Here is a 23,194-nt window from a genome sequence, read left to right as displayed (position 1 = left end):
TCGCGCTTCAAATTTACCGGCTCGATCGTTCGCCGTCGGCATGACATGAACGAGGACCGCGCCGCTCGACAGGGATGGCGTCTTTATATCCACGCACTCCAACTTATTCCCTTTGCTGCGGCTAATGGCCTGAGACCTTTGATGGCGGGGCATCAAGAGTAGCAGTGAGAGGTTCATTGAGATTCGGATTGTAATCAAAGCACTTCCATTTTGTGAATCAAAGCACTTCTATTTTGTGAACGGAAACGCAGCTTGTGTGAACTATCGATGACAGCAACTTAACAACACACCGAATTTCATCATTCACCAATATTGAGAACACGCATCAGGAGTCGTGCCTTGAGATTTGCTTTCGTGATCTGCGCGGGCACCGCGGCGCACATGTTGAGAAATTGCAATGAGGACGGGTTCGAATGGTGAATATCCCGCATCCCCGGGTCGCCTTTGGTGATTTGCCTGATCAGTTCAATACCGACGCAGACGAGGTTAGGCTCCCTCGGAAGACGCTGGCCGGTCTTCTTGATTTATACATTTCTTCTTGGGATTTCGACGAAGATTGGTATCTCACAACTTACCCTGACATCGCGGCCGCTGTCAGCAGCACCCGGTTTGCATCGGGGTGGGCACACTTCAGGTCGGTAGGATACCTTGAGGGGCGTCTCGGCTCTCCGACGATTGTAGACAGCGAATGGTATCTTGAGACCTATCCCGACGTTGCTCAAGCAATGCTTGAAGGCAAGATAGCCAGCGCTGCGGAGCACTTCGAAAACTTCGGATACGCAGAAGGCCGGCTGCCGTCCAACCCTGGCGTAGACGCACGGTGGTACGCCCGCCGCTACATGCACGTTCGCAAGCTAAATGAAGAGGAAAAACACGCGCACGACGACTTCGTCACGCGTGGCTACCGCGGGTTGGCGCTACCCGCTCCGCCCCGCTAAGCTTTTGAGGGATAAACATGTTAGAAGCGCCGCTGCTTCCTGTAGCTCTTCGCAATTTTGACGAATCTCGATATCTGGAATCCAATCCGCACGCGCGCCACGCGTTAACTTCGGGTGAAGCCGCCAGCGCGCTCGATCACTATCTGCGATTCGGCATCGACGAGAACAAGCACTCTACTATCCGCCGCGAGCCGGGCGCTGTGGCATGCTCGGTCGAACGATACTTGGTCTCGGAGTCAGGGTTCTGCCTAATCATCGGCTGGCTCGCGGATGAAGGCTGTGAAACTCCGCGAATGAAGCTGATCGGGGGCGATTTCACTGTCGAGCTACCGCGAACCGCATGTTTTAGGCAGGCCCGGAAAGACGTCGAGCAACACATCCGCGAGGGCGCCTACGACTATGGGTTTGTTGGGTTCGGTCAGTCTCCTTCGAAGTCTCTTTTGAAGCAGCCACTTCTGTTTCAGGTGGCCTCCCTGACTGGGACGTTCCAGACAAAAATTACTCCGGAGATTGTATCAGACAAGCGTCTTCTAAATACGTTGTTGCAGATTATCGCCACCTGTGAATCGCATTCTGGCAAACAAGCGTCTCTGAATAGCTTTCTATGCGGAGCTTCGGGAACAGCTCTTATTCAGCTGTTTCGCTCTCATGTCGCATCCGCCGTGTCTAACTCTTACGTTGAGCGATTCAGGCCGCGCAAGGTATCAAGCTCATTTGTGACGGTGCTATTTGGCTCGACCGAGCCGATTAAGCTTCAGCCGATGTTATTCCGGGAAGCGGGGATCGATTTCGGCGAATGGATCTACGTCTGCAACTCGCCCGAGGACGCGGACGAGGTGTTGCGGTACGCGCGCCTCATGTCGGACCTTTATGACGTGATGATCACTGTCATTGCTTTGGGAGATAACGCAGGCTTTGGCGCTGCAAACAATGCAGCCATCGATCACGCCGCAAGCAGCCGCATCTTCATTATCAATCCCGATGTATATGCAATCCCCGCTTATGCACGACAGATGAAGCAAGTTCTGGCCGACACCAAGCTGGGAAAGACGCTCTGGGGCGGATTGTTGTTCTATGATGATCACAATCTCATGCATTCAGGCATGTTCATCGATAAAGATGAGTTCGTCCGACGCAATTCTCTGAACCGCACCGATGACTCGGTGCTGGCACCATACGGACGCCTGTTACGAGTCGAACATTTTGATAAGGGCGTGCCATTTTCTGAACCAGAATGGCAGAAGCCCAGGGCTGTGCCTGCGATAACGGGCGCCGTAATGGCCTTTGAAAAGCCAATGTTTGAAAAGCTTGGAGGATTTTCTACGCGCTACATCTATGGCCACTACGAAGACGCCGACCTTTCACTGCGTTGGAACGCATCGAACGGGCCTGTTTGCGTACACCCGCAAATTCGCCTTGTGCATCTGGAGGGACAGGGTTCGCGCGCTCGCGGTGAAGAGTATCGAGGCGCCTCCATGGCGAACCGCTACTTCTTCACAGCCGAACATGGCGCTTACTTCGACAAGCACCTCGCCAAGACAAGCAGGCGGACGCCATGAAAATTGTCTACGTTAGCTATCTTCATCCTTCAATAGCGCCGGGTGGCGCTCAACAGGTGGCATACGAAATGTTTCAGGCTAGCCTGAAGCGAGGACACGATGCCTATTTTATCGCAGCGCTCGAAGCCAATCACGATCAGATCTACGGCAAACCCGGCGCACCTATCGTCCCTGTCCAGGGCGAAGAACGGCAGTACTTTTATTTCCCGCAGTATTACGATTTCCTCCACCTTTCAGTTGGAGATTGGCGCTCGATCCAGTTCTTTCGTGAATTGATTGAGCGGATCAAACCAGACGTCATCCACTTCCATCACTACCACCGCGTCGGCGTGGAATCGATTCGTGCGGCCAGGATTGCGGCGCCTGACGCAGTCATCTGTTTTACGTTCCATGAGATGATGGCGATCTGCATAGCGGATGGCCAGATGGTGAAGAGAGGCTCGCGCGATCTCTGTCGATCAGCCTCTCCTGTTTCGTGCAACAAATGTTTCCCGGACCTCCGCCCCGAGTTTGTGACGCTGCGAGCCGCTCGTCTGAAGGCTGCTCTTGGGGAATGTGACGTTTTTGTTTTTCCATCCGAGTTCATCGCCGAACGATACGTTGAGTGGGGGCTACCTCAGGAGAAGTGCGTCGTTATACCGAATGGCCAGACAAACCTTGGCTCGACATTCGACCGCAGTCAGCATTCGCGACAGGTCAACCGCTTTGGCTTTTTCGGGCAATTCATCGACAACAAAGGCGTAGACGTCATATTTGATGCCCTTCTGTTGCTTGGTAGAGAGCAGCGGCTTCCGGCACAAGGTATCGTTGTCGAAATAAATGGTGGCAACAAGCACTACGCATCCGGTGCCTATCTGGAGCGGATCAATCAACAGGTCGAAGAACTCCGCAAGTCCCAATTCGGCAGGATCACCGTGCGTGAAAATGGAGCCTACGGTCGTGATCAGTTGGCCGAACGGATGGCATCGGTTGACTGGGTGATCGTTCCGTCGACGTGGTGGGAGATTTTTGGTCTTGTTGTCTCTGAAGCGTGGATGTTCGGCCGGCCGGTCATCGCTTCCGCAATCGCGGGTCTGAAGGAACGAGTGATCCCACAAAAGAACGGGTTTACTTTCTTGCCACGAGACGGCCGGTCGCTGGCGGGTCTCATGTCGAATCTGGTCGGAAACGAGCAGCAATGGATCGCAACAAACCGATCCATTGAACAACCCTGGACCGAAGACGAAATGCTGGACGCTCACCTGAGCCTTTGGAAGGAATTCTCACCTACTGTTTACGATCGCCGGCACTCTCAGGCGGTGGCGGTCTAAGCACGGAGGGACGGATCATCTCTTTCCATGAGCAAGTTTCAAACCGAAAGCGAGGCATCCGGTTTATGTCCGCAGCCATCGGCCTTTGCGACTCTCAGCAACACCTAAAGTATAAGATCGTCCTGGCGAGTATGAGTAAGCGAGTTCACACGTGAATCTAGCCGCACCTCTATTCAATAGTTCGCTTCCGGCAATCCGAACTTCGATCGCTGGGATATCCAATGCGAAATACGAACAGCTGACCGACGGTTCCAAGGAGATCTACAAACAGGTCCTGCGCATCTTCGAACGCCATAAGCTCGAATACTTCTTGTTCGCTGGCGCAATCGTCGGATACGTCCGAAATGGTCGTATGCCCCCGTGGAATGATGATCTGGATGTTATCATTTTCGAAGATCAGATTAAGATTTTCGAAGACAGGATCCTGCCGCTACTGCGAGAATGCGGCTACGCTTGCTGGCCAGTGGCAGCGCCCTATGCCGGCGGAGGGTACCACATCCTGGCATTACAGCAGGACGCAAACTCCCGTCATGCCTCCATCGAACTCGCAGACGGTATACAGGTCGTAGTGCCATGGGCGCAGATAGACGTATTCTACACAAGCGTTGATGAAGCGGGCTTTATAAGAAACCTGTCGAACTGGGGCATGTACCATACAAAGGAAGTTCCCGAAGCTTGGGTGAGGCCGGGTACCTTTGTCCACTTGGATTCCTTTCGCGCTCGCGTCTTCAGCAACTACGAGGATGACATTTGGCACGAGTACGGGAACGTGGCCAAAAATATCGTTGTTCACTCCCACGATAAAGTCGCGCTCAAGTTGATGGGGTCCGACTGGGAAAAGTTCGAATTTGACTATGATGCTTTACTGTCCACGAATGTAAGAGGCCTACCACCGAGTTTGAGCCGAACGCGACTTGCTGAATTTGTACCGGGTGCGGGCCAGCGGATTGAAGCATCAGCTGAAGCAAACTTTGACACCATTGCGAAGATGATCTGCGAAGGTGGGTTTAGCGAAGTCACCCTGACCGGGGCTGAACAAAGCTTCTGGGTCTTGGATTTGAAACGTTTATTCCCAAGCGTAAAATTGGATGTTTTGATCAGTACTGAGAAGGAAGCGAAACGGGCGGTTCACCTGCGGCGATTCATCGATAGTGTAAAATGGTCCGATCCGGCAGTTCGTAAGATCTACGAGGATTGTCTGCTCGCCACCGATGCCACTTTCAACTCCAAGAGGGGTGATTCGACATGACCAACGTAATCACCTACGGAACCTTTGATTTGTTTCACGTGGGCCACGTTCGCCTGCTGCAGCGCCTACGAAGCCTTGGAGACCGCTTGATCGTTGGATGTTCCACCGACGAATTCAACGATATCAAAGGGAAGAAATCTGTAATCCGCTACAACGAACGCGCCGAGATCCTTTCAAGCTGCAAGTATGTCGATCTGGTGATACCCGAAACGACATGGGAGCAAAAATGCAGCGATATCCAAAAGCACGACGTCAGAATATTCGCTATGGGCGACGATTGGGTTGGAAAATTCGATCATCTGTCTGCGGAAACCGGCTGCATCGTGACCTATGTGAGTCGAACATCGAATATTTCTACGACCGATATTAAAGGCTATCTGCGAAAGATTGATAGCGATACGATCGCGTCGATGAAGAACAAGATCGATCATCTGCGTGCGCAACTGGAGAAGTATTAAGCGTTCAAACCCAGGGCCGAGTGCTTGAAACCGTCCCGATCGTCGGATGCGGAAATGAGAAAGCAGCGACTTTTCGTTCGCTCAACAGTTTCAATTCTCTTACTGCTGTTCTCAGGAGCCTTTGGCACCCTATCAGCAACCGAGATCTGGATCGCACCCCAAGCTTCCGTCCCTCCCTCTCCCCTCAATCGCGCAGTCGATTTTCTGGATATGTTCAAATCTGACGCGCCTTGGCGGAAGGCGTCTCAGGTCATAAGCGTTTTCAAGCTCTACGGCTCGTATCTCGAACATGCCCCTCAGGATCAAGTCAACCTGATCGTGGAGAATCTCAATAGTCGCCATATTTCGATCGCGGTTGAAGCGGGAGTGATGGACACCCCGGTGGCGAAGCCGCCATGTGGGGGACCTGGGGTAGAAGGTTACTCGACGATCTCGCGTGCGAAGTTGATTTCGGAAAAAATCAAGAAGGCAGGAGGCTCGATCGCGTATGTCGCAATGGACGAACCACTCTGGTTCGGGCGCTATTACAAAGGGCTTCCCGGTAAGAAACCCGGATGCCGGCTCTCGGTAGAGGGGGTCATCGATCTTGTGATGCCCGTGCTTCGAGTCTATCGCAACGAATTCCCGACGGTGACGATCGGAGACATCGAACCGAGCGGCGTCGCATATCAGCCGGAATGGGAAAGTGATACGCGACGATGGTTTCGCGGGCTTCGCGAACGTCTGGGATCACGCATCTCGTTCATGCAATTGGACGTACCGTTTTCCGCCGGCTCACAACAGGTCGCCGCTGCGCTACGTTTTTATGATCAGCTCGAGGCCTTGCGTGCAGAGAACTTGGTAGGAGCCGTCGGCATAATTTATAACGGACTACCGACTGACCGTACCAACAGAGAGTGGATCGACAACGCGAAGAGCCATATCAAGTTTTTCGAGAACGACCATAAGCTTCGTCCCCAACAGGCGATCATTCAATCGTGGGCCCCGCGTCCAACACATGCTTTGCCGGAGACGGATCCGGATAGCCTCACGAGTCTGGCTCTATACTATGCCAGCCAGCTTCGTGGCCCTAAATGAAGGCTTCTCGCGCGCGCATTCTCAATCAAACGTTGGCGTAATCAAAGGCGGTCGGCGATGGCAGGAAAGACGATCATCCACGGCGGAGGCCAGATAGACGGATATATACAAACCAATTCGATCGAAGCAGTCCTTGCTTCGCTCGCATCTGGTGAGAGACAGATCGAGCTCGATTGCGTCAAGCTGGCTGACGGCTTCGCATTGGCTCACGACGAAGCTGAAAGAAGATTCTACGGGGTTGAAAAGAAGTTCGCGTCAATAACTCAGGATGAATTTCAGCGCCTGCGAGTGTTCGAAAGATTCAACCCTGTTACGTTCGATATGGTCGAACGATTGTTGGAGATTCTACCAGACACAAAGATAATCATCGACGCGAAGTTTCCGGATTTTCAGTTTCCCGATTTTTTGCAATTTTTGACACGCCGCCACGGATCTCTTCTAGACCGGCTATACTATCAGGTCTATCGACGTGAATGGGTTGATTTTTGTCGCCCGTTCGGAATCCGAAAGGTCGTGATCGCTTTGTGGAAACACTACGACTCGGATCCCTACTCAGACGAGGCCTATGACTTCGCTCGCTATGCCGCATCAGAGTTGGATGCGCTCGGAGTAAGTGTCAGGTGGAAAATTCCTGGCAAGCAAGTCGAAAATCTTCACCGTGAGGGAATGACGCGCCTAGCAGATTTGGCCGACGTATACTTCCACGGCCAGGACATCTCTCTGTGTCGTGAGAAAGAACTTCTGGATGCAGGAGTCAATTTTTTCAGTTCATATTCGCTTGGCGGGTTACCGGACAGGTTCGATGCAAAATCTTACAAGAAGAAGTATGCTGATCTGGCGCATTTGAGTGACATAGGTGCGGGTTGCCACTACCTGGAATTTGGCGTTCGGGAAGGCAGAGCAATCTAAATCACTTAAATATTTTAAAGCCCTCGTTTTGACGAGGAGAGATGGCAGGTGATCCGCACCGCACGCTTTTTCTCGACGCTTGACGCGCTATCGTCCACGATTCGTCGAATAGCTCGCTGATCGCCGGTTTGCTCATCTTGATACCGAGCGCCCTAAATAACCGCTTTCTCGGTCGCCGAGGACGCCGCTCCCATCTGGAGGGCCGTCGTCGTTTCAGCGATCCAGCGATTGACCTCAGTCAAATTGGGTGGGCTGTCTCGATATATCCGTAGCTGGGCATCGGCGGAACTGCCCCGCTCAAGTATCCTCTTACAATCCTCCAATTCCCGTTGACACCTAAGCTTCGCCGCATCTTCAGAAATCTGCTCAATCAGCGTCGATAGCACGTCCTGAATTTCCACCGGACCGTCTCTACTCGCGAATATGCAGCCTGTTCCATAACGTTGGGCTCGCCACTTGTTTTCGACCGCGATTGCACGATCAACAGTTATCACCCGCTTTGACAGCTCCGGCCTCTCATATATGTGGCGCACAAGGGAACGGTATAGCGCCGCGATCGCCATGGCATCATCGACGTAAGTACATACGTCCGGAGCACGCAGTTCAAGCGTCGGATGCCGTGAAGATGGACGCAGCGCCCACCAAACGTGGCTTTCATCAGGCATAACGCCCGACTTGACGAGAGCAGCAACGTATTCGTCAAATCCCTGCTTATTCTCGAACAGTTCGGGAAGACCGCTGCGCGGCAACTCGTCGTAAGCTGCGAGACGATAGCCTTTCAAGCCGGTGTCGTTCGAGTTCCAGAAGGGAGAAGAGGTCGAGAGCGCAATGAAAAGCGGGAGGTAGGGAATCATCGCGCGCATCACCGCGAACCGCCGGTCCGCGTCTGGCAATTGCACGTGGACGTGCATCCCGCATAGCATATTCCGATGTCCAACCGCTTTGAAATCTTCGATCATCTCTTCGTAACGCACCTTCGGGCTGGGCTGCGAAAGCCGCCAGGAAGCTGTCGGGTGCGTGGCCGAGGCCATGATGACGAACCCATATTGAGATGCAACGGCCGCAACCTCGCGACGCAAAAACTTCAATTCCTCGCGGGCGTCATTGATATCACCATGGATGTTCGTGGCGACTTCGAGCTGAGCCTGCAACATCTCCCGCGTGGCTAGGCCGCCTGTGGACCAATTTGCAGCCACGAACAGCTCATTAGGCGTCTGCATTGCGACTTCGAAGGTTTCTCTGTCCGCCAGGAAGTATTCCTCCTCGATACCGAACGAATACTCGCTGACTTCCTCACGCCCAGCGGCCGATCGGATGATGAGGTGGCCGCCGTCGCGACTGAGGTTGAGACGCAGCGTTTTGAGTATTTTCGGATCAAGCTGCATGTGCCTGCAACCACGCTTCTAGAACAGCGGCCTGCCATAAGCGCGAGTGGCCCTTTGGGCTCATTTCAGATTCGGGGTGTTGCAACATGTGATCGATAAAGCCGTACCGATACAAACCTCTTTCCCTCGCTTTGGCGGATGTCACCGTATCGCGGACGAAGTCGAGGAACGGACCGTTCAGGTAACGCAGGGAAGGCAGTGGAAAGTACCCCTTCGATCGGTCGATGACCTCGCTCGGCACATAGCGCCGAGCCATCTTTTTGAGGATGTGCTTGCCGCCACCGCTGACTTTCAGTGCCGCAGGGAGGCGCGACGCAAGCTCCACCACTTCATGGTCGAGGTAAGGAACCCGCGCTTCGAGGCCAAAAGCCATGGTCATGTTATCGACGCGCTTAACGGGATCGTCGGCGAGCGGCTGCTGAGAGGCTGGCGCGAGATCGAGAATGCTAAGCCGCCGATGACCGAGCCCAATCCGGCCTTGCGCAAAGATCCCTTCGGCGTCGGAACCCCTTGCTCGCATCGAGTCGTTCATACTCGAGAGGCCGGAGACCGGAACGAAGCCTTGACTCCTTACCTCACCACAGATGCCGCACATTTGTTGTCGTCGGAACTCCTCGCGCCCTATTTACCTTTACCGGCGCCTGCGACAACTGTTTGAGCCGACCAGCGTTCCTTCCCGAGCTGCCTTAGTTCAGATGGGAGAAATGGAACGATATCGATTGAGCCTGACGCGGCTCCGATCAACACATGATTGGTGGGAACCTCCTCCCATCCGAATTCCCTATCGAGCGGCTCGGAAGCGACAACAAGTCCATCGCCGGCGGTCCGGTAATACAACGAGTTGGCACTATCGTTCTCTGCAAACCTGAATGCGAACAGGTCATGGCCATTGGTCAGTGCCGATGTAAAACGCACAGGCTCGCGGTAATCCTCTTCGTTCACCAACTTGCATAGTTCGGACATCACCCGGCGCGTTGCACCCACGGGATCTTCGACAAGCCCCGCGCCCATCATGGCAAGGAATACTGCCTCGGAGTCGGTCGTACCGAGCCGCGAAGGATAGAACTCGTCCGAAATCATACTTTCTACCCTCCGCCGGAGCCGGTTCCAGCTACCGATGAAGCCATTGTGCATGAACATCCATTGGCCACACACGAACGGGTGGCAGTTCTGCCGCGTCACCGCCGTACAGGTCGCCGCCCTGACATGAGCGAAGAACATGTGAGACTGAAGATGGCGACAGAGGTAGCGCAGATTTTCGTCCGACCACGCCGGCCGCGTCTCCCGATAGAGACCGGGTTCCGGATGAATACCGTACCAGCCGAGACCGAATCCATCTCCGTTCGTTCGAGCGGTGGCCTCAAGCGAGCGCAGACTTTGAGCGATGAGAGAATGAACGGGCTCTGTGACGTATTGTTCGAATGCCCGAGTCTCTCCTCGATAAGCGATCCACCTGCACATTGATGAGCCTTTTCTTCCACATGTCAGGAACAAAGTCACAAACGTTGCTTAAGGAACAGTACGGGGGGCTTCAAGTTCCCTCTGTTGGAACAGCACGAAATCCGGAATGCCCTTTTGCCTCATAGACATGGTGGGGCTGGCGAGCCTACTTGGCTTACGGCCATCTCCAAACGAGATTGCGGCATTTGTTCGGACTGGTAGGTCGCGCGGCGGCTGACGACCAAATCCATGCAATGGTGGAACGCCTGCGGGCTGCCGATCGCCGTCCTTACAATCACCGAAGGCCAGGCACATGACGGATGCAGCCGAAGAGAGCTTCACCCCACCGTCAGCAGTTTCGACACGCCGGGCAGTTTTTGTCCGCAACCAGAAGGGAAGCCTTCCGCACCTCGCTGTTCAAGCGGAAGCCAACTTCTCTCTGAGCTTGAACCACAATATGCCGGACAGGCAGCAGAAACTCACGGCGTTCGCGATGACGATAACGACGTCGTGCTTGAGAATGCCGTAAAGCACCCACGCCCCCCACGCTGGTGGCAAGAATGCTGAACATCAGGAGGGACAGATCCCCGCCTATGTCGTGGTGGTTCCTTTATCGGAACTCAAGAAAAAGATTCCTGTAGCGACACAAAGAATCTCCCGACTTGTCAAACCAATCTCAGCACTTTTCTGGTCAGTTTACAGAACCAAAAGGCAGGATGGAGACGGTTTTACCGACATCGTCCAGAATGGTAATGCACATCCCGTTATCGGTCAGGTCGAGCGTATCACCCAGCATCTCTCGAGCCAAGAGTGTTCCGTACATAACGGCCTCCTCATGGGTCTGCAAGGGAACCTTGATGGGTTTCGATTTGCGCTCGGCTAGGTCTGTGATGATGTAACTGAAAATCGGCATGATGAGCGAATACCGCCTAGGTTCGTTGTTGTTAAAGGAGCGATGAGTTCACAAGGACAAGCAAGGAGGCCCGCTAGAGGCGTTTGATTTCTTAAAGGCCGATGAGTTGATGTCCATTCGTGGGGACAGGCTGTTGCTTTTGCTATTGATCGTTTCTTAGACCATCACGGGCTCCACCGCCAGCCGGATTGCATCGGCCTCCTCACTGCGGATGGACATATTTTATAAGCTTCGACCTTTGACATCAGTCAAGGCCAAAGAGCGAGAACAAACGAAAACGCCCCCGCTTTGTGCGGAACGGTTCTGGCGAGAGCACGTTCGCGCAAAGGCAGGCAAGGAAACTCAGATTGATCTACAAGGCCGGGAGATTGGATGGAACGTCGCTGAAAAGTTTGCTCGGCAGAATGATCTCGATATCCATACCGCCTTCTGTACGAGCGCGGACGTAGTTTCCATGCAATTGTTGGTTGATCGCTAGATCCAGAAGCTTCGATCCGAAGCCGCTTTCGGCCGCATCAGAATGGCCGGTCTGCACCGGAACCTTTTCCGTCCACTTGATACGCAGGCCGTCGATATCGCGACTGACATGGACTCCCAAAATGCCGTCGGCATGCTTCAACGCGCCATATTTGGTGGAGTTAGTCGCCAGTTCGTGGAAAACGAGAGCCAGCGGTGTAACGGTTCCACCATTGACGAGGGCATCATCACCATCGACCGTGAAGTGTTTGTCTCCCGCACTCTCATAAGGCCGAAGCAGAGCGCCGATAAGTTCCTTTAATGAAACCGATCCTCCCCGTGCAACCGACGTTGTGCGCGCGGTGCGGACGAGACCATGCGCATGATGCAATGCCGTGAGCCGGCTTCTTAGTATGTCTGCCAGCGGTTTCATCTCGGGTTTGTCACGAACTGATAAGCTGATTAGCCCGTTGACCAGCGTGAACAGATTTTTGATCCGGTGATCGAGCTCATTGGCCACGATCTCACGTTCAGCCGCGAGGTGTCTAAGCTGGTTCAGCATTTCATTTCGTGTCGCAGTCGTCGTGGAGATGACGAGAGGGGCCAGGGAAATAAGTGCAGCCCCCATGCTGATCGACAACACGAGCGATTGATCGACATGTGAAACGTCAATATAGCCCAGAGTTGTCGCTATGATCACCCATATGCAAAAGACAAAGGTCAGCAAGGCCGTCAGGAACACGCGATAGGAAATTGCGCACCAGAGAAGGGCCGGTACAGGGAATGCGAGAGCCCCCATTCCTCCGAAAAAGAGTCCCGTAACGGCCGAGAGGACTAACACGATAATCGGCGCTTGATCGTGAAAGGTCGAATGCGGCAGTTGAAGGCGCGCCCATTTGCGGCCTTCCGGGTAGGACAGGATCATCGGCAAAAAAGCGAGCTGGTTTATAAGCTCAACTGAAAACCAATATCGAAAAGAACTGACTGCTGCCGGATCGTAGAATAAAGGACCGACCAGGATCGACCCAGCAATTCCAGCGAATATGGATGCGGCGCCCACCGCAAAAAGAAGGTAAAAAACCGAGGTCCGACGCTTCAAACGCTGGTCAGCCGGATCAACCCTGGAGAGCACGACATGGCCGACCGCCACGATACCGAAATTGTATGCAGCCAGCCCCGCACTCGTTATAGGGCCGTAATCGACAACTGGAACCGCAATAACAAATCCGACAAGACAGGCGACCCATCCCAGGGGATGCGCCAATAAAGGAAAACGCACGAGCATGCCAAGCATGAATGCGTTGGCAGGCCAGATCAGCGACAAGACATTGTCGTTTGCTGTGCGAAAGCCGAAAATGCAGAGTACGGAGTACGCTGCGGCAAAAATCAGAAAATAAAGCCATTCCCAGCGCGGATTGGTCGCAGTCTTGAACCAGCTTATCATCGTTACGGCTTTGTATCTCAGCTTCCTGCGCCAGTCTCAAGCTTAACATTGCACAGTGTGTCAATTGGGATTTATCAATTGCGCGTTGTGCCGAGTACTTTTGTACTCTCCCGAACCGCGGCAGCGATACTGCCCCGAGTCTTCGCCCTCTCCACGCACCCTGATGGGAACTTCTCAAGGGAGTCGGTCAGAATTGGCCGTTCCTGCGGGAAATAGGAACAGGCGGGCAGCTGATGCAATGGCGTGCAATTAAAAAGTTCCTCGACGCGGCAGCTTGCGGCGATGGGTCATGTCAATCTGTACACGAAATTCGAACGCCCACAGGCTCAGGCGGGCGGCTGAGAAGGCGTGAGCAGCGCGACCGGCAAGCTGGCGAACAGCTCGCGTGCTAGAAACGACCCTTGCGACAGTATGAACTCACGTCCGCTGAACAGCTCTGACCATCGCTGCGGAACGACCTCAGACGATAGAGTCAGTGTGCAGTCGCCCCATGTATCTGCCCCATGCCCACGGGACGGGTACAAAGCCACCGCGGTCACCAGCGCGCTATCTTCGCTGGTGCGCATGAAGGCACAGAGCCGATCTGCCTGCGGACCTGTGCCGTGGAGCGCTTCGTACGAACCGTGCATGAAGAGTTCCGGTTCGCGACGGCGCAACGCCAACGTCTCGGCAATGAGGCGGAGCTTTAAACGGCCGTCACGCCAGTTTTCCAGAAGCTCTGGAAGATCACCCCTGCCCGATGCCAGTGATGCTTTCCGGATGTCGTAATCAACGGGACGACGATTATCTGGATCGACCATACTGAAGTCCCAGAGTTCCGCGCCCTGATAGAGATCGGGCACGCCGGGCGCCGTGAATTTCAGCACGACCTGAATAAGGCTGTTGAGAGCGCCAAAGGTAGCCACGCGCTGCTGAAACGCGGAAAAAGATTCCAGAAAGGGATTGGTTCGCGACGTGTCCAGCGCGTAGCGAATGAACTCTAATACGGCGTCTTCGTATGCGACGTTCGGCGCAGCCCAGGTCGTATGGACCTTGGCTTCACGCATGGCTTTCGTTATGGCGCCTTCAATCCGCTGGCGAAAGGCATCCACTTCCACTGGATCGAGCTGGCCCGCTGAAAGCTGGGCCGGCCATGCCCCGAGCAAGAGTTGATAGAACGCATACTCGTCATTGCGATCTGGCGGCGCCACGTCCGGATTTCCTGCGTTGCGGGCCCGGAGCATCCGGCTCCAAAGTGCAACGTGTTGGGCCCATTCGTCCGGCATCTCCGATAGCACCGCCAGCCGCGCCCGCGTATCCTCGCCGCGTTTGGTGTCGTGCGTGGCGGTACTCAGCATGGCATGCGGCGTTCGTTTCGCCCGCTGGACATTAGCGTAATGGAAGGCGGATACGCTTACGCTGAACTGGTCGGGATGGCCGCCGACCTCATTCAGCGCCAGCATCCGGTTGTAGCGGTAGAAGGCGGTATCCTCGAGGCCCTTGGCCATCACGGGGCCGCTATATTGCTGTGCGCGCATTGCGACGCGAACGACCTCCACGCGGCTGAATCCGCTACGTGGCTCGGCAACGAGGTCGCAGGTCAGGAGTTGGTGGAGGAAATCGAAAACGCTGGGGTCCAAGGCAGCACCATTGCGGCGGGCCTGAGCCATGGCCCAATCGATATCGCGGCGGTCTGCTTGGGTGGGCACGCTCCGTCCGTCAACATATGTGCGGTAGACGGGAAAGACGGCAATAATTTCTCTTAACGCCCGTTGCAGGACGTTGTTGGTAAAGTCGGCGGTCCGCGGATTCGAGCGCGCCACCCGCGCGGCCTCCCTGGCCAGCACGTTCAGTTCGCTCGCCATCTCGTTCTCCATGATCCGCATCTTCGAATCGCGGACGATGGCGCTGAACGACGCCCGTTCACCGGTGAAGTCGGCATAAAAACGCGTGAGGTCCTCCTGACCCGCAGGATCATTCAGCAGACCGGTGACGAGATTAGCGAACTCGTAGCCCGTCGTCCCTTCGACATCCCAGTCATCACGCAGGTTTTCATGCGGCGCGAGGATCTTCTCGACAACGAGATAGAACGGACATGGCGCCTTTTCCCGCAGGCGTAAACAATACCCTTTCGGATCGAGAAGACCATCGACGTGATCCAGCCGGATTCCGTCGAGCACGCCTTGTTCGAGCAAGCGGAACACCAGCGAGTGCGCATGGTCGAAAAGCTGAGGGAGCTCCATCCGGATCCCAGCCAGGTCATTAATGTTGAAGAAGCGGCGGTAGTTGATGTCGTCGGCCGCGACACGGAAATGGGCTGCGCGCCAGTGCTGGTCGCGGATCAACGCGTCAAGTTTCGACCAGCTTTGCAGTTCGCCAATCTCGCCGTTGAAACGGTCCACTGCGGCCTGGATCGCGACCGCCAGATCGGGGTTTTCTCTGACTGACTCGGCCAGCTCCAATTTGAGATCCGAAGCCCGGCGGACGATATGCGGCCGCCATGTCGAGAGGTGCGCAAACGCGTCGCCGAAGCGCTCCAGGTCCGGATGGTTATCGCCGAGGACGCGCTCGTAGTGAAGCGGGCTGATCGGAAGCTTGTGGTTGTCGTATGCCCACACGGCCAGCGAGCCGGCTTCCGCATCGAACCTGAGTCGGAGCGCACCCGACTGGAGTTCAGCACCGTACTGCTCGCCCAGGAATGGGACCAGAAGTTTGCCTTGCAGGTAGCGGCGATCCGATTCCCAATCGATGTCGAACCAGCCTGCGAATTGCGAATCCGGACCCCATTCAAGCACGTCCAGCCACCAGGGATTGTCCGCACCGCCCACCCCCATATGGTTCGGGACGAAATCAAGAATCTGGCCGAGACCGTTCTCCCGGAACGCGGCAACCATCCGATCAAAGGCTGCGGTACTGCCGAGCTCAGGGTTCAGTTCGGTGTGGCTGACGATGTCGTAGCCATGCGTGCTGCCGGGGCGAGCCCGCAGATAGGGTGAGCAGTAGACATGGCTTATTCCCAACCTGGCGAGATAAGGCGCGAGCGCCGCCGCCTGATCGAAGCCGAAATCCTTGTTGAGCTGCAGCCGGTAGGTGGCGCGTGGGATCGGCTTGCGGTCAGGCTGGCCCTGTCGATCAAGAGTCATCCGGTATATCCGCCGCCAATTGGGGTCTCAAAAGAGGGCCGGTACGTTGACCTGATCGACGAAGGTTGCCATGCGGTCGGTGATAGCCTCTTTCAACTTTTGGATGTTGCAAGAGTTCCCTACGCAAAGCCCGAGTCGTCTATCGTGCTTGGGCGAATTGCGCCGGCAAGGGTTACCCACATCTGAAAGAAACGGGAGGCGCAGTCCCTGCGCACATCCTACCGGTTATGTCCCGCAGAAAGTCTGCCGGACTTCTTCCTCCGGTTGGGGCGGCTTCGCATAGTCAGCAAACTTCGGCTGGTCGTCGAAGGGATGCGCCAGCACCTCGACGAGTTCGTGAAACTTCTCGAAGCGTCCCGCTTCAGCGTCCCGAATGACCGCTTCGATGCGGTGATTGCGCGGGATGAACATCGGATTGACGGAAAGCATCTCGGTGCGCCTCGCTTCGGCCGACCGTTCTTCAAGCGACAGGCGTTCCCGCCATCGTCCAGCCCATTCGTCGAAAGCGGATGGGTCTGTGAATAGCCCCCGTACGTCCACATCGCCTTTGGCATGAGCGGCTGCCTCGCAAAGGGCGCGGAAAGTCAACGTGAAATCCGCATTATTCTCCGCCATCCGGTCCAAGAGGTCAGACGCGAGTTCGAGATCGCCTTCCACCGCGCGCGCGAGGCCGAGCTTTTGACGCATGCCTGCAAGGTACGCGGCATTGAAGTGATCATCGAAGCCAGCGATCGAGGCATTTGCAGCTTCAATCGCCTTGTCACCGCCATCCGCTATGAGCGGTAGCAATGTCTCGCCAAACCGGGCCAAATTCCATCCCACGGCGGCGGGCTGATTTGCAAACGCATAGCGTCCGAACTGGTCGATGTAACTGAAAACCTTGTCAGGCCGGTAGGCGTCGATGAAAGCGCACGGCCCGTAGTCAATGGTCTCGCCTCCAATCGCGGTGTTGTCAGTGTTCAGAACACCGTGGATGAATCCAACAAGCATCCATCTTGCCGACAACCGGGCCAACGCTGCGACGACCGCGTCGTAGAAAGCCCGATAGGGGTCCTCAGCCAAGCGCGCTTCCGGGTAGTGCCGGGCGATCGCATAGTCGGCCAGAGCGCGAAGATTTTCGATGTCCCCCCGCGCGGCAAAATACTGAAACGTGCCGACGCGCAGGTGGCTCGACGCAACGCGGGTCAGGATTCCGCCCGGCAGCGCTCGCTCGCGCATGACGTTTTCGCCTGTCAACACCGCGGCGAGCGAGCGTGTTGTAGGAATGCCAAGCGCGGCCATGGCCTCGCTGACGATATATTCGCGGATGACGGGACCAAGCGCGGCGCGACCATCACCGCCCCGGGAGAAGCGGGTTCGGCCAGAGCCCTTCAGCTGAAGGTCGAATCGCTTGCCCGCGACGTCCACGACTTCGCCAAGCAGAACGGCCCGCCCGTCGCCGAGCTGAGGCACGAAGTCTCCGAACTGGTGCCCTGCGTAGGCTTGCGCGATGGGTTCGGATCCAGACGCGATCTCATTGCCAGAGAGGACAGCGACACCTTCCGGGCTCTCAAGAAACTTTGGATCAATGCGCAGTTGGCAAGCCAGCGCGTCATTCACGCGCAAGAGCCTCGGCGCTGCTACCGCTAACGGTTTCACGCGTTGATAAAACTCCTCCGGCAACCGCGCATAGCTGTTGTCGAACGGAATGGGCCCTGCCGCGTCCGCGGACGTAGAACTTTCTGCAAGCGATCTCATGATTCTAAAGTCGTTCCTCTGTCCCAAAAAAGCAAGGTTCACCCGTTCCGGCCCCGACGTCTCAAACCCAGCGCATTGGCGCCAAACAAGAATCGGCTTAAAAGTCCTTCTCTTGCAAACCTATTCTCGCAACGAAAATTTGGGAACAAACTCAAGCCTACGCATGTTCTCCTCCGCAAAGTTGGAAGAGCGCGATCTTGGAGGCGCCAAGTGACGATGATTGACTGGCTCAAAAACGCTTAACGAACATCAGCTCAGCGCCAGACTCAGTGGCTTATGAGTTCGGCGGCGTTCAGGAATGGCCACTCGACTACGGCAATGATCAACGGCTAGCCGAACTGCTCGCCAGTCGTCCCGCAAAGCTTTTGGGACGATCCGGGCGCCGCGCCAAGCTTTAGCCGCCGGCAGTGATCCGCACCGACGTATTAGCCTTGTTAGCCTTGGTCGGTGCCACGCTGCGGTGGCTGAGGATTGTTTTCGGGGTTCGTATCGTACTTGGATATTCGCGTAATGAGCCCACTCGTAGCGAGCGGTTGCAGATCTGACTCCAAGCTATCAGCGATCTCCTTCGCATAAACCTCTTGATCCTCCACATAGAGCGTGAAGGATTTCAGATATTTTTCCTTCTTTGTCGGGTTCTGAATCGTTGCCTTGGTCCATTCATAAAGCGGATAGCCTTCGATGCCGCGCTCTTCTGCTGCGGCGACATACTCGGAAAATGCATCGAACTGGGATTTTGCCACCGCGCGATGTCTGGCGAGAATATCCAAGAGGCGCGTTAGCGCCGGTTCTTGTACGTTTCTTCGTATCGATTCCGCGACGACCGAATCGTTTACGTCGAATCTGACCTGATACTGCAACTGAGGAGCCATGCTACTCGTCTCGTTCTCTGATCGCCCCTCGCCGCAAAGCCTAATGCTCGCTCATAACTATGTCCAGTAAGGAACCGGCTAACTGTACTGCTTGCTCGGTGGAGGCAAAGAGCGTTTCGCACGGTCTGTGCGTTAGAGGCGCTTGCCGCAAGCCTCTTCTGGCATGGCAAGCGACTGGCGCTGGGTGAATTCGGTGTCGGACAGAGCCGTGAGGAAGGCGATCAACTGCTTCACCTCGGCCGTGTCGTGCGTCAGGCCGTGCTTGGCGACAGCCTCATCGAGCGTCCGCGAAAGCGTGCTTCTGCTCGTGGCAAGTGGCACAGGACATCGTGCCGTTAGCCGAGAGATCGGCATCGTAGAATAGACGCCGCCCAAGCTCAACCTTGGCAGTGGTGAGGGGATTGTCGGCTGGAAGCGGCGGTGCCGAAACGCCGGCAGGCAGCGTCCAGCGCCATGTTGAAGTCTCTCGCGGTAAAAATCCTGCTGACAGCAACAGGAACAAGAAGCGCCGCGTCTGCACGGGATCAGGGCAAGCGCGCGAGCAGCATTGTCATCTGAGGCCGGCCATTGGCCGATATTTGCAAGACGTAAGGGCCGGGGGTGAGAGGATAATCCACCATCTTGCGGATGCCGGTGCAGTTTGGCCCATGCCCATGCGCGGTCGATTTCACCGCCTGCTCGTCCCGCACGAGATCGATCCAGGCGACCGAATCGAGCGCCACCCGGTAGGTGCCGGCCTCATGCACATAAATCAGCACAAGACCACCATAGCTGACCGAGCCACCCGGCTTCTCTGGACGCCGCGGGTAACGCACATCTGGCGTCCGCAGCAAAGTAAGACTCGCGGCCTGGCCGACTGGCAGACGCGATTGTGACGTCGTCGTCTCGGTATCCGCCGCTTTCAGTTGGAACGGCGTAGTCCAAGGCTCCAGTTCACCTGTTGGCGCAACCGGAGCAGCACAAGCCGGCGGCGTAGCAGCTTCCTGTGCCTCGATCGGCCCGGCTGCAACGGCGGCGAGGCCAAGCGCGCTTAGCGCCAGCCCCCATGAAATCTTTCTGCGCATGTTTGCCTCTCGTCACCACTACCTGATCTATATTTTCATGAAATCTGACCCTTCCAGCCAAGCTCGTAAAAAATATCGATACCGAGGATGGAGGTAAAAATCTCAGCGACATATTAACAAATATATAACGACTGAGCCGAGCGAATCCTGCGCCGGATGTTTCAATCCGACGCGCAGCGGCCGCCTCACTATAGTGGCACGGGTATTACCGCACACATCTTTTGGATAGCGGATAGCACGACGTTCTCACTGTTCGCTTAGACTCGAGCATTGTCTCGATTTCATATCGGTGGACATATCGAAATCAAAAAAAGACGAAAAGGCCCAGACGAGAAGCGCCGCGGCTCGACTACGGAAGTCCTTTTGTCATCGTAAAGGGATTGAACCCACGTTCCGCGAGGGCAGCCCACGAAGCTGCGCCAAGATGTGACAATCGGAAATAGAGTCGCGGCTTGGTCGGGTCGGTGTCCAACACGAACCCGGTTGGTAACTCGCGGACAGTCGAGGCATAGAACCCACCATCAGGCGACCTCTGTGATTCGATGACAGCGATCAACGACTCTGCCCTCTCAGTCTTGCCGAGCAATTTCATCAAGAGAGCCACTTGGCCCGTCCCTTCGGTCCACACACCGTCCCGATCTTCACCGTAAGAAAAGCCTCCGCCGACACTCATTCGCTGTTCGGCGGTCGTCATTGCCGATGCAAATTTCCCGGCCGCTCCGTGAAGCGCTGTTAAAGGCCAGATCTGAGCATCCAGAGCCAAAATCGGATTGTGCGTGACGCCGTCTTCAGCTGTCCCTGCGGCGAAACAGGCGCATGCCGGATTCCACATCGTATTTACGAAGTACTCAGCAACCGTTGCCTTATCGCGCCAGCGTAAATCGCCTGTACGGATCGCAAGAAGGTTAAACGCAGCGGCGAGGTCAGTATTATGCTCGGTCGATTTCCACGTCCGCACTTCCGGCGTCGGTTCGTGCCCAAACGTACCGCCCGTGAAACCGCCAGTACCGCGCGCATCGGCCCATTGCGTGACCCAGGCGCCAAGCCGTGCTGTACCATCGCGGAACCGAGAGCCGGTGTTCGCATCATCAATCGACAGCAACGCCAACATGGCCCATGCGATGTTACCAACATCGCTGCCCACCTGATATCGATCCTCTAACCATTTGTTTTGAGTATCGTCCCACCACCCTGGAAGTTTGACAGGACCATTCGCCACCACACCCGCGGCGTAAGCGTTCCTGAGCCGTCCATCATGCCAGGTGCGGTCGTTATCGATGGCCCAAAGAACCGCCGAGCCAATCCGATACGCTTTGTCCTGCTCACCGCAACCGACCAATGCGATGGCGGCTACCGCATTATCATAGAGGTAGGCAGCGCCATGCAGAGGCCCCGATTCGACGGTCGGATAGCTGGGCAGGAACAACGGCCCCGACGGCGGTGCCTTATCAATCAGACCAGCGAGGTATCCGCACGCTGACGCCTTTGGTGCTGCTGAAGCCTGTAGCGGAGCGGCGGCCATCATGATTGCGAAAGCCGCAACGACCCAGGTGTGAAGGCAGAGCCCGCGACAACGGGAAGAAAGCCGGTCAGGATCGAGTAAAATCATCGTGCCTTCATCTTCAATAGCAGCTTATGGCCGATTGTGTTGAAGAAGTCGCCTTTCGGTCTGGAGTGATCTTACGTCGAGGCAAGCCGTGGCGTTTGAAGGCGGTCGTAACCGATCAAGCGGCCAAGATCGGTGCGGTGGCGGGGATCAGCTTGGCCAGTTTTCTCAAGTTCTGAGCGGTGGCGGCGAGCAGGAACTCGTCATGTGCGCCACATGGGCCGCGCAGTCGCAGTCGGTCGAGCTTGAGGATGCGTTTGAGGTGGGCGAAGCACATCTCAACCTTCTTGCGCTGTCGCCGCGAGGTTAGATAAGCGGCGGTCTTGGCGATGTGGCGGGCGAAGTCTCTTGCGCCCTCATGGATACTGCGAGGCACTCGCCGCATCGGGGTGTTAGGGCTGCAACGAGATTTAAGAGTACAGGCGGAGCAGTCAGCCTTGCTGGCGCGGTAGAACAAGGTGGCGCCGTCGTTCACCAGCGTTCCCTTCGTCGTTAGGTTCTTGCCGCCGGGACAGACATAGATGTCGCGCTCATGGTCGTAAATAAATTCGTCTCGTGAGAAGGTCCCGTCGGTGCGTTGGGATTTGTCGAACACCGGCACGTGCGGCTCGATACCTTCTTCGTTGACCAGCCAATCGAGCATCTCGGCTGAGCCATAACCCGTATCGGCGGCGAGACGCGCCGGCTGAAGATCGAAGCGATCGTGGGCTCGCGTGATCATGGTCTTGGCGGCTGTAACCTCGGCCTGGCGTACGGCGCTGGATGCCTCCACCTCAACGATGACGGCATGATCAAGGTCGATCAGGTAGTTCGTCGCGTAGGCGAAGAACGCGAGGCCGCCGTTTGCCGCGGTCCACCGCGCGGCCGGATCGACGGGCGCGAGATATTTCGGCGCGACGGACGTCGCCGCACCGAAGGCTGCGTCATCTAGCACCGCCAGATACTCACGAACTGCGCGACGAGATCGAACTGGATCTAGCTCCTCGGCGCCCTGCACCCCGCTTTGGCGGTTGGCGTCGGCCTTGATCAGACTGGCATCGACAGCGAAGCTCTCACCGCCAACCAACCCCTCGGTCATGCAGCGACGCACCACGGTCTCGAACACATGTCGCAGCACATCGCTGTCACGGAAGCGGCCGTGCCTGTTCTTGGAGAAGGTTGAGTGGTCTGGCACGTCGCCATCGAGGCCTAATCGGCAGAACCAACGATAGGCGAGGTTCAGGTGGACTTCCTCGCACAAACGCCGCTCCGATCTGATGCCGAAGCAGTAGCCGACAATCAGCATCCGGATTAGCAGCTCCGGATCAATCGAGGGGCGACCCGTCGAACTGTAGAACGCTGCCAAGTGCGCCCGCACACCCTGCAGATCGACGAACCGGTCGATCGCCCGCAGCATGTGGTCCGCCGGCACGTGCCGCTCCAGCGAGAATAGATAGAAAAGCGCCGCTTGATCGATTCGCCGTTCACCCATCATGGCTTCGCCCCAGGCTTGGATGCCTGAGTGAATCAGCGCTTCTGACCGTTCACAACCCGGAGTTTTTCAACACAATCGGCCCTTCTCGGACCTCGCACAATGTCGGCTTTTGTGCCGTTGTTGGGGACAAACGGACATCAAACGCGCCGCAACCAAGCTTCCTGATTTTACGAGGACACGG

At 56.0% G+C, this 23,194-nt stretch carries 20 protein-coding genes and 1 pseudogene; 8 read left to right on the top strand and 13 right to left on the bottom strand.

Going from position 1 to position 23,194, the window contains the following annotated elements:
- Positions 1-413: 413 nt before the first annotated feature.
- The 7 genes from ACM561_RS05345 (at position 414) to ACM561_RS05315 (ending at position 7,500) form a co-directional block, all read left to right on the top strand.
- The gene (locus tag ACM561_RS05345; RefSeq protein ID WP_425908603.1) at positions 414-938 is read left to right on the top strand and encodes a hypothetical protein; all 525 of its coding nucleotides are present in this window, start codon (positions 414-416) and stop codon (positions 936-938) included.
- Between the two features lie 17 nt (positions 939-955).
- Complete coding sequence (locus ACM561_RS05340; RefSeq protein WP_425908602.1) at positions 956-2,497, top strand: glycosyltransferase family 2 protein; 1,542 nt, start codon at positions 956-958, stop codon at positions 2,495-2,497.
- Positions 2,494-3,807, top strand: a complete 1,314-nt coding sequence (locus ACM561_RS05335) for a glycosyltransferase (protein WP_425908601.1) — start codon at positions 2,494-2,496, stop codon at positions 3,805-3,807. Before ACM561_RS05340 ends, ACM561_RS05335 begins: the two co-directional genes overlap by 4 nt.
- Before the next feature lie 151 nt (positions 3,808-3,958).
- Complete coding sequence (locus ACM561_RS05330; protein WP_425908600.1) at positions 3,959-5,056, top strand: LicD family protein; 1,098 nt, start codon at positions 3,959-3,961, stop codon at positions 5,054-5,056.
- Complete coding sequence (locus tag ACM561_RS05325; RefSeq protein ID WP_425908599.1) at positions 5,053-5,514, top strand: adenylyltransferase/cytidyltransferase family protein; 462 nt, start codon at positions 5,053-5,055, stop codon at positions 5,512-5,514. Before ACM561_RS05330 ends, ACM561_RS05325 begins: the two co-directional genes overlap by 4 nt.
- 210 nt (positions 5,515-5,724) lie before the next feature.
- Positions 5,725-6,591, top strand: a complete 867-nt coding sequence (locus ACM561_RS05320; protein ID WP_425908597.1) for a hypothetical protein — start codon at positions 5,725-5,727, stop codon at positions 6,589-6,591.
- A gap of 57 nt (positions 6,592-6,648) precedes the next feature.
- The gene (locus ACM561_RS05315; protein ID WP_425908595.1) at positions 6,649-7,500 is read left to right on the top strand and encodes a hypothetical protein; all 852 of its coding nucleotides are present in this window, start codon (positions 6,649-6,651) and stop codon (positions 7,498-7,500) included.
- Between the two features lie 152 nt (positions 7,501-7,652).
- On the opposite strand, the gene ACM561_RS05310 is transcribed toward ACM561_RS05315, so the two are convergent.
- The 6 genes and pseudogenes from ACM561_RS05310 to treY all read right to left on the bottom strand — a co-directional run bounded on the left by ACM561_RS05310 (position 7,653) and on the right by treY (position 16,200).
- Entirely contained in the window at positions 7,653-8,885 is a 1,233-nt protein-coding gene (locus ACM561_RS05310) for a carboxylate-amine ligase (RefSeq protein WP_425908593.1), read from the bottom strand.
- Positions 8,875-9,297 (bottom strand): annotated as a pseudogene (locus ACM561_RS05305) (asparagine synthase-related protein); the annotation flags it as partial. The pseudogene ACM561_RS05305 and the gene ACM561_RS05310, both read right to left, overlap by 11 nt.
- Before the next feature lie 209 nt (positions 9,298-9,506).
- Complete coding sequence (locus ACM561_RS05300; protein WP_425908591.1) at positions 9,507-10,346, bottom strand: class II glutamine amidotransferase; 840 nt, start codon at positions 10,344-10,346, stop codon at positions 9,507-9,509.
- A 670-nt stretch (positions 10,347-11,016) separates the two neighbouring features.
- The gene (locus tag ACM561_RS05295; RefSeq protein WP_425908590.1) at positions 11,017-11,238 is read right to left on the bottom strand and encodes a hypothetical protein; all 222 of its coding nucleotides are present in this window, start codon (positions 11,236-11,238) and stop codon (positions 11,017-11,019) included.
- A 352-nt stretch (positions 11,239-11,590) separates the two neighbouring features.
- Positions 11,591-13,138 carry a sensor histidine kinase gene (locus tag ACM561_RS05290; protein WP_425908588.1) on the bottom strand — a complete coding sequence of 516 codons (1,548 nt, stop codon included), beginning with the start codon at positions 13,136-13,138 and terminating at the stop codon, positions 11,591-11,593.
- A 326-nt stretch (positions 13,139-13,464) separates the two neighbouring features.
- Positions 13,465-16,200: a malto-oligosyltrehalose synthase gene (gene treY, locus ACM561_RS05285; RefSeq protein ID WP_425909645.1), complete on the bottom strand. Its 2,736-nt coding sequence runs from the start codon at positions 16,198-16,200 to the stop codon at positions 13,465-13,467.
- Here treY and ACM561_RS05280 point away from each other — a divergent pair.
- Complete coding sequence (locus ACM561_RS05280; protein ID WP_425909883.1) at positions 16,123-16,446, top strand: hypothetical protein; 324 nt, start codon at positions 16,123-16,125, stop codon at positions 16,444-16,446. The genes treY and ACM561_RS05280 overlap by 78 nt on opposite strands.
- Before the next feature lie 39 nt (positions 16,447-16,485).
- Here the strand turns inward: ACM561_RS05280 and ACM561_RS05275 are convergent, their stop codons facing one another.
- From ACM561_RS05275 to ACM561_RS05245, 7 genes are all read right to left on the bottom strand, one after another.
- Positions 16,486-17,997 carry a protein adenylyltransferase SelO gene (locus ACM561_RS05275; RefSeq protein ID WP_425908586.1) on the bottom strand — a complete coding sequence of 504 codons (1,512 nt, stop codon included), beginning with the start codon at positions 17,995-17,997 and terminating at the stop codon, positions 16,486-16,488.
- 434 nt (positions 17,998-18,431) lie between these two features.
- Entirely contained in the window at positions 18,432-18,869 is a 438-nt protein-coding gene (locus ACM561_RS05270; RefSeq protein WP_425908584.1) for a hypothetical protein, read from the bottom strand.
- 132 nt (positions 18,870-19,001) lie between these two features.
- The gene (locus tag ACM561_RS05265; protein WP_425909882.1) at positions 19,002-19,190 is read right to left on the bottom strand and encodes a hypothetical protein; all 189 of its coding nucleotides are present in this window, start codon (positions 19,188-19,190) and stop codon (positions 19,002-19,004) included.
- Positions 19,144-19,389, bottom strand: a complete 246-nt coding sequence (locus ACM561_RS05260) for a cytochrome c peroxidase (protein WP_425908583.1) — start codon at positions 19,387-19,389, stop codon at positions 19,144-19,146. Before ACM561_RS05260 ends, ACM561_RS05265 begins: the two co-directional genes overlap by 47 nt.
- A 4-nt stretch (positions 19,390-19,393) precedes the next feature.
- Positions 19,394-19,933: a hypothetical protein gene (locus ACM561_RS05255; protein ID WP_425908581.1), complete on the bottom strand. Its 540-nt coding sequence runs from the start codon at positions 19,931-19,933 to the stop codon at positions 19,394-19,396.
- 349 nt (positions 19,934-20,282) lie between these two features.
- Positions 20,283-21,458 (bottom strand): hypothetical protein, encoded by a 1,176-nt coding sequence (locus ACM561_RS05250; protein ID WP_425908580.1) that lies wholly within the window; start codon positions 21,456-21,458, stop codon positions 20,283-20,285.
- 199 nt (positions 21,459-21,657) lie between these two features.
- The gene (locus ACM561_RS05245) at positions 21,658-23,013 is read right to left on the bottom strand and encodes a transposase (RefSeq protein ID WP_425905026.1); all 1,356 of its coding nucleotides are present in this window, start codon (positions 23,011-23,013) and stop codon (positions 21,658-21,660) included.
- Positions 23,014-23,194 lie beyond the last annotated feature (181 nt).

It is taken from the genome of Nitrobacter sp. TKz-YC02, assembly GCF_049852135.1.
In the GTDB taxonomy this organism is placed as follows: domain Bacteria; phylum Pseudomonadota; class Alphaproteobacteria; order Rhizobiales; family Xanthobacteraceae; genus Nitrobacter; species Nitrobacter vulgaris.
The sequence above is the reverse complement of the archived record's forward strand: the minus strand, read 5'-3'. Positions and strand labels throughout refer to the sequence as shown.